This window comes from Mesorhizobium sp. M8A.F.Ca.ET.202.01.1.1 (assembly GCF_004791595.1).
In the GTDB taxonomy this organism is placed as follows: Bacteria; Pseudomonadota; Alphaproteobacteria; order Rhizobiales; family Rhizobiaceae; genus Mesorhizobium.
Window position 1 is genome coordinate 1 of the sequence record NZ_SRUN01000024.1, and the last position, 11,564, is coordinate 11,564.

An 11,564-nucleotide genomic window follows, 5' to 3' on the forward strand; every position below is an offset into this window, starting at 1 on the left:
CCGTTGGAACGCCAGATGGCGCGCGGAAACTTGCCCGCGATGCGCTCTAGATCGGCGAAGACGCGGTAGCGACGCTCGGCATGGAGCTGGTCGATCGCGTCCTCGAAGAACCGCTGGTAATTCATGTCCGAATTTCCTTATTTGCTCGCGGTTGCGCTGCGGGCATCAGCTACACCGAACTTGGCAAGGTTAGACGTAACCGTTTGCGGGAGCGGAAGACCTTGATTTATGTCAAAACCACGATTTGGAGGTGTCACCTCCTCAGTTCGATATGAACCGATGCAATGATCCGCTGCGCAGCACAGAACGTGTCACGCCGCCAAAGGTCCTCTCCAGTACCCGGCTATGACCGTAGCCACCGAGAACGATGAGATCGGCCGCAATATCCTGTCCGATCTGGAGGAGGATTTCCGCCGGTTCGGAGCGGCACGCATCCAAGATTTCGGATCGCGCCTTCACACCGTGGCGCGTCAGAAAGAGTTCGACATCCGCTGCATTTTCCCTGGGTCCAGTATTCCCATTGTCCACGGTGGCGATCACGACATCCCTGGCGGTGATCAGGAAAGGCATAGCGTCGACGACGGCACGTCGCGCTTCCCGCGTGTCATTCCACGCAATCAGGATGCTTTCGGCTCTTATCGGCGCAAGGGGTTCCGATGCCACGAGTATCGGACGGCCCGCCGCAAGGATGAGACTTGCCGGATCAAGCACACGATGACGGTCGACCACCAGATCGGCCGTCGGCGGGCCAGCGAGGATCAAGTCGGCGGCACGCGCATTGAGTGCAAGTTGGCGCGTGGGATTGCCTACCTCTCCGCGCCACGAGGCACGATTGCTGCCGTTGACGATGCTCAGGAATTCCTCCCTCAGGCAGTCGAGGCGACCTTCTATCTCCTCTACCTGGCGCCACAACGCTTGGTCGCGGCCTGGTCATCAGTGCTGGTTGGGAGGACAAAATGCGGCTCGGCGGCGCAGAAGCCGATCAGGTCGGCCTCGATCCGTTGAGCAAGATCCCACGCCATCGCGATGCGTGGCGCTGCGATTGCGTCCACGTCCAGTTGAACCATGATCGTCTTGAAAGCCATCGCGTCATTCCATCTGCGGTTGACGCGACTTGGCCATCAAATAGAGGCAAGCACCTTGATGCGGGTCAAACGCAACGAGACCGGTTGGTGCCGGGGCGCTCGTACAGTCCGCAAGGTCAGAGGGTTGATCCTGATCAAGGACACGGCGACGAATGGCGTCAACGTTGCGCTGTGGAGATTATGTTCGCATGCCTCAGGATGGAGTAGTCGATAATGCACACTCAGCCCGAGCCATCCTCATTCGGCACACAATTGTTGCCGATTGCGGGAAATGGCCAGACGTTCTTCCTTGCTGCCGCGTCTCTTCAAGTCCACGCCTTCAAGGCGATGATGCGCTATAACGTCGAAACGCTGGCATTTCTGAAGCATCGTTGCGAACAGGACATCAAGCTGGCCGACGATCTCATCACCTGTCCGGAGTTCAATGACGCTTTCGACATCTTCTCTGCTTTTCTGCAGAATGCGACATCGCAATACGTCAGCGAAGCCGGCAAGGTCGCCGCACTGACCTCCAGGCTTGCTTCGGAAACGGCCAAACGGGTCCGCGAGGAAGCCAGAACCGCGATCGAGGACGCAGCGGCGAAGACAGTCGCGTAGATCGGCAATGCAGAGGTCGTCAGACATGAACAGCTTTTGTGGGCATCGTCGTCTGCCGGCTTCCGTCCTTGCACTGATGCTGCTCGGATATGTGCACCCAGCCCGTGCCGATAGCCTAACGGATCACGGGAAGGCGTTGGTGGAAGTCAATTGCGCCCGCTGCCACGCCATTGGAAAAACCGACAAGAGCAGTCATCCCGACGCCCCGGCGTTTCGCACCTTGTCAAAGCGCTATCCGGTCACCGATCTCGAGGAAGCCCTCGCCGAGGGGATTTCGACGGGCCATCCGGACATGCCTGAGTGGATCGCCAGCCCCGACCAGATCGATGCAATAATCGCTTACATCAACACCTTGCAGAAACCGTGATCGGAGCTGCGGACGCAGCTGGCGACCAAGCCTGATGCTCTCCTTGAGGCTACAAGTGAGGAATGAGCGCAATCAGCCCGGTGAGGCGTCCTCACCGGGCTAAGACTCCAGCGTTGCCAGAATCGAGCCTGGTTCGATGACGGTATTCGCGGTGGCGACAATCGTCGCGCGGCCACCTGCCGGCGCTACAATCTCGTGCAGCGCGTCTTCAACGCGAACTTCGGCTATTCGCTCGCCGGCCTTGATTGTGTCGCCGCTCGTAATGAACCAGCGCTCCAGGATGCCTTCCGGCAACATGCTGGAGGCCCACAGGGCTTCATCGGCCTTGATATAGTGCATCCCAATTCTCCCTATGCCGTCTGATGATATGCGCTTGCGCAGCACGGTCCTTGATCCCGATCAATCGGCGTCCAGCGTCGCGATGGGCGCCGGATCAGGTATCAGCGCTGCGTTGGCAATCAATTGGGCTGCCCGCGCCATGCATGTGATTGGCACCGATGACGATATGGCGTCTGCCGCAGCAGCTATTAGCCAGATCAGCTCGACGCCCGGCAACGCGCATGCCTGTTCGGCGATTCCAGAAAATGATGCAGATCAATGCGCAACGCACCGTTTGCGAAGATTTTGATGCGATGTGGAAACCAATCCTAAGCGCTCCGTTTGGTCGCGATCTCGAACTCGCCGTCTTCGACGAAGACGGCGAGCACGCGCTTGTGTTTGCCTGCAGAAGGGTGACGGAGGGTTGGAAGAATGCTGCCAGCGGTGCCCGTGTCGACATCCGGCCGACCCACTGGCGCGATTGGGACTTGGAGCGGGCCCAGGTCGGAATTCGCAAACCCTCTTGAAAACTCTTCCTAGGGTCGGGATTCCACGATCAGCGCCATGCGCACAAGATGTGACAAGCTGCTTGCGCCCATTTTGCTCATGACATTGGCGCGATGGATCTCGACCGTGCGCGGGCTGATGCCCAGATCGTAGGCGATCGTCTTGTTAGGCAGACCCGAAACAAGTCCATCCAGCACCTGCCGCTCGCGCTCTGACAAGGCCGACAGACGCGTGCGGATATCCGCAGACTGGGGATGCGCCGCGTTTGCTTGGTTCCGATTGGCCAGCGCGGAGCGAATCGCTTCGATCAGCATTTCGTCGTCGAACGGCTTCTCGATGAAATCGGCAGCGCCTTCCTTCATTGCCTGAACGGCAAGCGCCACATCGGCATGGCCCGTCATGACAATGACGGGAATTGTATGCCCGCCCGCCCTGAGTTGCCGCAGGAACTCAATACCGTCTATGCCCGGCATGCGTACGTCGGTGACAATGCAGCCCTCGAGGTTGCCTTTTGCCGTCGAAAGAAATGCCGTGGCCGATTCGTGCAGGCGTACGGCGAAGTCCGCTGTGGCCAGAAGAAAACCGAGCGACTTGCGGACGTCGACATCGTCGTCGACCACGTGCACCAGATCACTGTCGGCCATTTGTGACCTCTTCCTTCTCTACGATGCGCAAGGTGAACCGGAAAGCGGTTCCGCCGGCCGGCGTTACCTCGGCCCATATATGGCCACCGTGCGATTCAACGATGGTACGGCAAATGGAAAGGCCAACACCCATGCCTTGCTTCTTGGTCGTTACGAACGGCTGGAAGAGCTGGGCCGAGACCTCCGGCGCGAGACCCGGACCTGTATCGATTACGCTTACCTCGGCCATCCCATCATCCCGGGCAACGGTTGTGACTTTCAATTCGCGTCGCGTCGCGTCCTGCATAGCCTCCACCGCGTTGCGCATCAGGTTGAGCAGAACCTGCTGAATCTGGATGCGATCGGTCAAGACCAGTTCGGCGGCAGGGTCAAGCTTGTAGCTGACAAGGAGATTTATCTCCCTCGCGCCGACCAGGGCCAGGGACGCGGCTTCCTCGATGAGAACCGGCAGTCGTTCGACCTGGCGCTCGCTTTCGCCCCTGGCCACAAAATCCCTCAGATGACGGATGACGTCGCCTGCTCGCAATGCCTGCTCAGCTGCCTTTTCGACAGCATCCCGAAGCATAGGCGCATTCTCGTCCTGGCTTTTCTCGAGCAGTCGACGACTGCCTTTGAGGTAGTTCGTGATCGCCGTCAGTGGCTGGTTGATCTCATGAGCAAGCGTCGAAGCCATTTCGCCGAGTGCTGTAAACCGCGCCATGTGCAGCAGTTCCTGCTGCTGCTCCTGGATTCTTGCTTCTGCCCGGTGGCGTTCGGTGAGGTCGCGGCAGAAGCCGGTAAAGAAACGTCCGGTTCCCGGATGCATCTCGCCGACGGAAAGCTCCATTGGGAATGTCGTGCCATCCTTGCGCGCGCCGGTAACGGTGCGGCCGAGTCCGATGATCCGGTGCTCTCCCGTCGTCAGATAGCGAAGCAGATAGGCATCATGCTCGTCGCGGTAGGGCGAGGGCATCAGCATTCTCACGTTTTGACCAATGACGTCGCTTGACTGATAGCCGAACAGCGTTTCGGCAGCGGTGCTGAAGGACTGGATCCGGCCCTGTTCGTCAATGACGACCATTGCGTCCGGCACTGTTGCCAGGATGGATCGCAAATGGTCCTCGCGCAGCCGAAGTGCGGCGTTTGCAAAGGAGAGTTCGCTGACATCCGTGCCTTCAATGAAGATCGCGGTGATACGGCCATCGTCAGCCTTGATCGGCTGATAGACAAAATCAAGGATGCGCTCTTCGACCGGGCCGTCGGCTGTGTTGCGAAGGCCAACCTTCACCCCGTGGCCCCTATAGGGCTCGCCGGTCGTGTAGACTTGGTCCAGATGGTCGAAAAACTCATATCCTTCGAGCTCGGGAAAGGCATCCTGCACGGACTTTCCGATCACTTGCCTGTTGCCGATCAATTGCTGGTAGGCGGCATTGGTCAGTTCGAAAACGTGACCTGGCTCGCGCATGAGCGCTATAAATCCCGGAGCCTGATCGAACATTCGCGACAGCAGTGATTTGAGTGTCGTCCCGCCGGGCGACAAACTGAGCGCTTCGTCTTTGATCACCTGAGGTTCCTGAGTTCGAGACGGTGCTACCGGGGCTAATTATCACTTCTCGCCGCTCACGCAAAACGGATCGAGCCGACGTTTTCGTGCGCAGGCGCAGTTGGCGATCTTTGACGCGCGTCAAGGCATTGGACGCTGGCGAATGCAATTCATCACGCATTCCATAGTTCAGCGAAAGGCGTCCGCAATGTCTTACAAGTCAATCATCGTCAACCTCGCCATCGATGCGCCTCCTGCACCTATTGTAAAGGTGGGGGTCGAACTCGCGGAACGGTTCGGAGCCTGTCTTATCGGCTTGGCGGCAGCCGATGTTCCGCCCTTGGTCGCGACCGGCCAAGGCATGGTCTACGAAGGCGAGATCATGCAGATCCAGCGAACAGAAATCGAAAAGCGGCTTGCCGAACTGCGTGCCGAGTTCGAGAGGCTGGTTCCTGCTTCGATCTTTAGCGAATGGGGCCAAGCTGTTTGCAGCCCGACCCGGTTCCTCAGCGTTTCGGCCAGAGCAGCCGACCTTATCGTTACCGGCCAGGCAGGAGACAATGTGTTTCGCGCCGTGGATGTCGGCAGTCTGACACTGGGCGCCGGGCGTCCGGTTCTGGTCGCCGCAACCAACGTCGAGCACGTCCTTGCAAAAACTGTTCTCGTAGCGTGGAAGGACACTAGGGAGGCTCGGCGAGCGATGGCTGACGCATTGCCTTTCCTGGCCAAAGCCAGCGAAGTCGTGATTGCCACGATCGACACCGAGCGCGACGAAAGCATTCGCGACAGCCTCGCCGATGTCGCGGTCTTTCTCGAGCACCATGGCATCAAGGCGCGAACCGAGCTGATCGCCGGTGAGGCTGATGGCGACCGGTTGCTGACATTCGCACGCTCGATCCATGCGGATCTCATCGTCTCGGGCGCCTATGGCCATAGCCGCTTGCGGGAATGGGCGTTCGGCGGCGTCACCCGCACGCTGATCGAAGAGAGCGGCATCAACCGCTTCATGTCGTATTGATGATAGGCGAAGCTGGCCAGCAATCCGTCTCGCCAGAGGACGGTGCCTATTGGTCGATCGAGACCAATGACCTCTTGTTAGGTCTTGAGACCTCAGTCTCGGGGCTTGCTTCGTCCGAAGCGGCATCGAGGCTCGCAAAATTCGGCCGAAACACACCCGCGTCGACGTCAGGCGCGTCGGCCCTGGCAGTGTTTGCCCGCCAGTTCCGCAGCCCGCTGGTCCTGATCCTCATTTTCGCGGCCTGCGTATCAGCCTTCGTCGGGGAGGGCCAGGAGGCTGCGATCATCGGCGCGATCGTGCTGGCAAGCTGCGTCCTGAGCTTCACCCAAGAGTACGGTGCGTCGCTGGCGACCGAAGCACTGAAACAGCGCATTTCGCGCAAGGCTATTGTGTTGCGCGACGGCGCCGAGTGCTCGGTCGCCGCCGAAGATATCGTGCCGGGCGACGTGATCCGGCTTTCGGCCGGAAACCTCATTCCCGCGGACGGTATCATTCTGGACGCGCGCGATTTCAATGTCAGCGAGGCTGTACTGACCGGCGAAACCTTTCCCGTCGTGAAGGCACCGGGGCGGTCGGCGCCCGAGGCCTCCATAGCACAGCGCAGCAATGCCGTTTTCACGGGCACGTCGGTCCGCAGCGGCACTGCAACCGTGCTTGCGGCAGCGACCGGCGCCAGCACTGAATTCGCATCGATCGCCGCCGCCCTGGAGCGACAAATCCCCGAAACAGGGTTTGCCCGGGGTATCAGGCTGTTTGGCTATCTGATGACCGAGATCATGCTGGCAATCGTCATCCTGGTGTTCTTCGCCAATCTGCTGCTGCATCGACCGCTGATTGAATCGCTGCTGTTTTCGCTGGCACTGGCGGTTGGTCTCACGCCCGAACTTCTCCCGGCCATCATCAGCGTGACGCTGGCTCGAGGGGCTCGCGCGATGGCAGCCAATGGCGTCATCGTGCGCCGTCTCGATGCCATCGAGAATCTGGGCAGCATGGATTTGCTGTGCACCGACAAGACGGGGACGCTGACGGAAGGCGTTATCCACCTGGATGGATGGCTCGATGTCGACGGCAATCCGTCAACCGATATCCTGCTCTGGGCACGTCTCAACGCGACCCTGCAGACCGGACTGAAGAACCCGCTGGACGAAGCAATCGCCGGCTCGCCGGGCGAAGGCGCATTATTGGCGGCCTTCACGAAAGTCGACGAAATCCCCTATGATTTCATTCGCAAGCGGCTATCCGTTGTGGTCCGGACCAAGGACGCCCAGAACCTTCTGATTACCAAAGGTGCCGTACAAAATGTCCTCGAAACCTGCAGCTTCGCCCGAGCAGCCACCGGGCTGGAACCCCTCGATGAAACGCACCGTGCGGCAATCGACGAAAAATTCCGGCGCTGGAGCGCGGACGGCTACCGCGTTCTGGGCCTGGCAATCCGTCAGTTCGAGAGCCAGAAAACGTTCAGCAGGAAAGACGAGATCGATCTCGCCTTCGCTGGCTTCCTGCTTTTCCTCGACCCTCCAAAGAAGGGCGTCAAGGAGACGCTTGCCGAGCTCGCCCACCGCGGCATCGCGGTAAAGGTCATTTCTGGCGACAACCGTTACGTTGCCGCGCATCTCGCCCAGGCGATCGGCTTGCGCGCCGACAGGATCATGACCGGCGAGGAGCTTTCGAAATTGACGAAGAGCGCGCTCTTCGCGGGCGTGCAGCACACCGACCTCTTCGTCGAGATCGACCCCAACCAGAAGGAGCGCATCGTTCAGGCCTTGCGGAGCAGGAGCCATGTCGTTGGTTACCTTGGCGACGGCATCAATGATGCGCCTGCCCTTCATGAGGCAGACATAGGCATCTCGGTCGACACCGCTGTCGATGTCGCGCGCGAGGCGGCCGATATCATCCTTCTCAAGCAGGACCTCGGCGTATTGGTGCGCGGCGTCGACGATGGCCGCAAGACCTTCGCGAATACGATGAAGTACATTTCAATCACCACCAGCGCCAATTTCGGCAACATGATCAGCATGGCTGTCGCCTCGCTGTTCCTGCCTTTCCTTCCGCTTCTTGCCAAGCAGATCCTGCTCAACAATTTCCTCTCTGACGTTCCTTCACTCGCCATTGCAAGCGACAACGTCGATCCCGACCAACTGCGCCGGCCTCGCCACTGGGATATCCGTTTTGTGCGGCGGTTCATGATCAGCTTTGGCCTGGTCAGTTCGCTGTTCGACTTCGCGACCTTCGTTTTCCTTCTGTTTTTTGCGCACGCCACGGAGGCCGCATTCCAGACCGCCTGGTTTGTCGAGTCGTTGCTGACGGAGCTTGCCATCGTGCTCATCGTGCGCACGCACAGGGCTTTCTGGGCGAGCCGTCCAAGCCCGTTGCTTGCCTGGCTTACATTGGCCGTCGGGATTATGGCGATCATGATCCCCTATCTGCCGTTTGCAGCCTGGTTCGGCTTCGTGCCACTGCCTCTGCCCGTACTTGTCGCGCTTGTCGCGATTACCGCACTCTACCTATGCGCCTCGGAAGCGACCAAGCGCTGGTTCTTCGGACAAGAGAGCCGGGCCCGCAAGAAGTTGCTTGCCGGTCAGCGGTCCTTTCTCGATCGCCTTGTGGCCAAGGTTTAGCGCCATGCTCCCTGTTTGGGGCTCAGGGATCGGCAACGATACCGCCTGTTGATCGAGATCAACGCCGCTTGCCGCCAACATGCCATGATGGCCAGCAGGCAGGAGTGATTACCATGACCTTTCTCGATTACCTGATTTCAGTTGATGCCAGAACCACCTTGATGGACCGCATGATGCGGAAGCTCGGCGTCGACAGACAGTTGAAAGTCGTAGCCGACCATGCCGCCGTCACCAGCAGGGCAGTGGATCGCTGCCGTTCCTGCGGACATCAGGATGAATGCTCGGTCTGGCTCGACGAACATCAGCAAGCCAATAACCCGCCAGACTATTGCCGCAACGGCGACCTGATCGCTCGACTGCAGCATGCGGCCGGCCAACGCTAGTCATTCGAGTACTCAGCCTGGACGATGTCGTGCTGTCCGTGTTTTGACAGAGTCAACGCAAACCGAGTCTTGCAGTTGACAGGTTTGCATTCCACGGGACCAGGCAGTTGGACACCCTATTTTTTCTGGAAGCATTCCTGCTCTTTGTCGCACCAGGGCCAACCAACGCTCTTTTGCTGACAGGGTCGGTCAAGCGGGAGAAAGCGGTCAAGCTCTTGGCCGCTCAGGCATGCGGATACGGGATCGCATCCGCGTGCTGGTTTTCACTGCGTCCCTTCATGTCGCCTGACGCCATTCAAATACTCAGGCTGGTAGCGGCCGGGTGGCTCGTCATTCTTGGCCTGCGTCTGACGGCAAGCGCCCGGATCAACGCTGCCAAAAGCGGCGACGCCATTTCTGTTGCGGTGACCAGTGCTCTCAATCCGAAGGCCTTCATCTATTGCCTGGCTATCGTGCCGATGAACATCGAACCGCGCGAACTGGGGATCTTCTGGATTGCGCTTCTGGTGATGACAGCTGCCAGCGGATCGGTGTGGCTTTTGCTGGGGCGGCGCTTCTGCGGAGGCAAAACACTGGCAGAAAAAGTTGCGGGCGCCGCGCTTCTTGCCTTTGCCCTGTTACTCCTTCGACCATTGATTCCCCTGGTCGCGCCCTAAGCGCGGCGAAGCCTTGGGCAAGGACCAGCAACACAGAGAGGCAATGGTGCCTCGCTGCGGACCAATGTCAGCTCCGCTACGAAACAAGGACGACCGACACGGGATCGGCGCAGAAGAGATTGTCCTTGACAGCATTGACGCCGGCGACGTTTTCGGCGGCGACTGTCGCTGCCTGGCGCTCGCGTTCGTCGAAGATGGCGCCGCTCAGTGTCACCACACCCTTGTCCACCGTCACGTTGATCAAATCGTTGCCGGCCCATCTCTGCCTCGCAAGCTCGGTAGCGATGTTCTGCCGAATCTGTTCGTCATCGATGACCGTAGCGGCTCCATCCGGAAGGACGTCGAGCAATGCCCGCAGAAGATCAGAGCGGGTGATGATGCCAACGACTTTCCCAGCTTCGACGACCGGAATGCGTTTGACATGGTGACGCGTCATGAGCTCGACGACTTTCGCAAGTGATGCTGCAGGGGATGCCGTCACGACATCTTGCGACATCACCTCTTCAACCCGTCGACCATTGGCGCGGACATATTCGTCGGCGGCCTTTCCGGGGCTGACGAGAAACTCCAGCCAGCGCGAGCGCTTGCGCTCCGTGCCCAGTTCCCCGCGTCGCAGGAAATCGCCCTCGCTGACGATCCCCACCAGCCTGCCGTCGTTTCGAATGACGGGGAGGCCGCTGACCTTTTTGGAGAGCATCAACCCGGCAGCCTCGGCGATCGATGCGGACGGGTCTATGCCGACGACTGGCCTGCTCATTATGGCTTCGGCTTGCATGGTCGTTCTCCGGAGTTTTTCCAACCTCCGGCTTCTTAGATTGCACATGCACGAAGCGCCTTGATCTGAATCATTTTTCGGTCGAGGCAAATGGTCATCCAAAATTGGAACCTTGAATGACTGGGCGCGAACCGGTCAACCAGCGACCGCGGTCTTGGCGACGTTCACACCAAGTTCGTAGACAAGCAGCCCACCGTAGTAGGCTGTCGCAGTGACCAGGAATGCACCGCAAATTTCGATCAAAGGAATGGCGATCGTTACAGCCCGCATGTCACGGTTCCGCATCCAAAGCGCGAACCGCACAAGTCCCCAGACCAGGAAGGCAAAGGCAGTGATACCTCCCAGGCTTTCGTGGATCTCCGCGATATCGCTGCTGAAGCCGGCCGCTTCGGCATGATCCAGGGCAAGACCTCCAAAGAACCAGGTCCCAATGGCGAACACTCCGGCAGACAGGGCTACGAAAGTAGAGATCGTACCGGCGCCAGATCTCTTGGTAACGGCGCTGCCGCCAACCAGCGCCACAAGGTCGATAGCCACAAGCATGTAGATCAGAACAATAGGGAAATGAACAAGAATTGGGTGGATATGTTGAATAGGGATCACGAAAACTCTCCAGAAATTGGCAAGGAGCTTGGATAATTTGCCGGCTTTGCAGCGAGCCTTGGGCCACGACATTGGCAACCGTCATATGCGGTGGCGGCCACGCGCCGTGGGAGACCTAGTCGTTTTCGTCGGCCTCATCGCCTTGTTGGTCGTCACACGCATCGTCGCCACCCTTGATGGCTTTCGGGGTGGAGGCGTCCTGCATCGGGATGGCCTGCAGATCGATCGGACCGGATGGGACAACAGACGATGACGCCCCACATGATCCTTCGTCCGATTCAGCGGCCGCCGGCAGCGCGAAGATCGTGAGGCTTGCAAGTGCTGCAAGGACAAGCATGGAATTGCGCATGGTCTCGTATCCTTCTTGGCGCGGCCATGATTGGACGCGATGATGCCCTGATATGGCCCCCTTGCTTGCTGTGGGCTGAGGATAACTGACAGCAAATTGAAAGCTGCAACGTGCGACATGCC

At 59.2% G+C, this 11,564-nt stretch carries 16 protein-coding genes; 8 read left to right on the forward strand and 8 right to left on the reverse strand.

Annotated elements, in window-relative coordinates:
- Positions 1–261: 261 nt before the first annotated feature.
- Both EN845_RS31740 and EN845_RS36375 read right to left on the reverse strand, forming a co-directional pair.
- Positions 262–912 (reverse strand): universal stress protein, encoded by a 651-nt coding sequence (locus EN845_RS31740; protein WP_245511860.1) that lies wholly within the window; start codon positions 910–912, stop codon positions 262–264.
- The gene (locus EN845_RS36375; RefSeq protein ID WP_245511861.1) at positions 897–1,085 is read right to left on the reverse strand and encodes a hypothetical protein; all 189 of its coding nucleotides are present in this window, start codon (positions 1,083–1,085) and stop codon (positions 897–899) included. Before EN845_RS36375 ends, EN845_RS31740 begins: the two co-directional genes overlap by 16 nt.
- Positions 1,086–1,298: 213 nt before the next feature.
- On the opposite strand from EN845_RS36375, the gene EN845_RS31745 reads away from it, so the two are divergent.
- Together EN845_RS31745 and EN845_RS31750 are read left to right on the forward strand one after the other, a co-directional pair.
- The gene (locus tag EN845_RS31745) at positions 1,299–1,682 is read left to right on the forward strand and encodes a phasin family protein (RefSeq protein ID WP_127873514.1); all 384 of its coding nucleotides are present in this window, start codon (positions 1,299–1,301) and stop codon (positions 1,680–1,682) included.
- Positions 1,683–1,758: 76 nt separating this feature from the next.
- Complete coding sequence (locus EN845_RS31750; protein WP_127873515.1) at positions 1,759–2,049, forward strand: cytochrome c; 291 nt, start codon at positions 1,759–1,761, stop codon at positions 2,047–2,049.
- A 99-nt stretch (positions 2,050–2,148) separates the two neighbouring features.
- Here the strand turns inward: EN845_RS31750 and EN845_RS31755 are convergent, their stop codons facing one another.
- Positions 2,149–2,388, reverse strand: coding sequence for a lipoyl domain-containing protein (locus EN845_RS31755; RefSeq protein ID WP_127873516.1), 240 nt, complete (start codon positions 2,386–2,388; stop codon positions 2,149–2,151).
- Between the two features lie 34 nt (positions 2,389–2,422).
- Between EN845_RS31755 and EN845_RS31760 the strand changes: the two genes are divergently transcribed.
- Positions 2,423–2,677, forward strand: a complete 255-nt coding sequence (locus tag EN845_RS31760) for a hypothetical protein (protein WP_127873517.1) — start codon at positions 2,423–2,425, stop codon at positions 2,675–2,677.
- Positions 2,678–2,681: 4 nt separating this feature from the next.
- Positions 2,682–2,894, forward strand: coding sequence for a hypothetical protein (locus EN845_RS31765; RefSeq protein ID WP_127873540.1), 213 nt, complete (start codon positions 2,682–2,684; stop codon positions 2,892–2,894).
- A gap of 9 nt (positions 2,895–2,903) precedes the next feature.
- Here EN845_RS31765 and fixJ read toward each other — a convergent pair whose 3' ends face one another.
- Together fixJ and EN845_RS31775 are read right to left on the reverse strand one after the other, a co-directional pair.
- On the reverse strand, positions 2,904–3,518 hold the full coding sequence (gene fixJ, locus EN845_RS31770) for a response regulator FixJ (protein WP_127275555.1): 615 nt from the start codon (positions 3,516–3,518) through the stop codon (positions 2,904–2,906).
- Positions 3,505–5,061 (reverse strand): PAS domain S-box protein, encoded by a 1,557-nt coding sequence (locus EN845_RS31775; protein ID WP_127873518.1) that lies wholly within the window; start codon positions 5,059–5,061, stop codon positions 3,505–3,507. The genes fixJ and EN845_RS31775 overlap by 14 nt, the downstream gene beginning before the upstream one ends.
- 187 nt (positions 5,062–5,248) lie before the next feature.
- On the opposite strand from EN845_RS31775, the gene EN845_RS31780 reads away from it, so the two are divergent.
- From EN845_RS31780 to EN845_RS31795, 4 genes are all read left to right on the forward strand, one after another.
- The gene (locus EN845_RS31780) at positions 5,249–6,058 is read left to right on the forward strand and encodes a universal stress protein (RefSeq protein WP_167531550.1); all 810 of its coding nucleotides are present in this window, start codon (positions 5,249–5,251) and stop codon (positions 6,056–6,058) included.
- A complete protein-coding gene (mgtA, locus tag EN845_RS31785) occupies positions 6,058–8,676 on the forward strand; it encodes a magnesium-translocating P-type ATPase (RefSeq protein ID WP_245511862.1) in 2,619 nt (872 codons plus the stop codon). Before EN845_RS31780 ends, mgtA begins: the two co-directional genes overlap by 1 nt.
- Positions 8,677–8,789: 113 nt before the next feature.
- Positions 8,790–9,059 (forward strand): DUF6455 family protein, encoded by a 270-nt coding sequence (locus EN845_RS31790; RefSeq protein ID WP_127275558.1) that lies wholly within the window; start codon positions 8,790–8,792, stop codon positions 9,057–9,059.
- Between the two features lie 107 nt (positions 9,060–9,166).
- Positions 9,167–9,715, forward strand: a complete 549-nt coding sequence (locus tag EN845_RS31795; protein ID WP_127873521.1) for a hypothetical protein — start codon at positions 9,167–9,169, stop codon at positions 9,713–9,715.
- A 76-nt stretch (positions 9,716–9,791) separates the two neighbouring features.
- Here EN845_RS31795 and EN845_RS31800 read toward each other — a convergent pair whose 3' ends face one another.
- The 3 genes from EN845_RS31800 to EN845_RS31810 all read right to left on the reverse strand — a co-directional run bounded on the left by EN845_RS31800 (position 9,792) and on the right by EN845_RS31810 (position 11,442).
- Positions 9,792–10,490, reverse strand: coding sequence for a CBS domain-containing protein (locus EN845_RS31800; RefSeq protein WP_127873541.1), 699 nt, complete (start codon positions 10,488–10,490; stop codon positions 9,792–9,794).
- A gap of 135 nt (positions 10,491–10,625) precedes the next feature.
- On the reverse strand, positions 10,626–11,165 hold the full coding sequence (locus EN845_RS31805; RefSeq protein WP_127873522.1) for a DUF2231 domain-containing protein: 540 nt from the start codon (positions 11,163–11,165) through the stop codon (positions 10,626–10,628).
- 43 nt (positions 11,166–11,208) lie between these two features.
- On the reverse strand, positions 11,209–11,442 hold the full coding sequence (locus EN845_RS31810; protein WP_127275561.1) for a hypothetical protein: 234 nt from the start codon (positions 11,440–11,442) through the stop codon (positions 11,209–11,211).
- Positions 11,443–11,564: the final 122 nt, after the last annotated feature.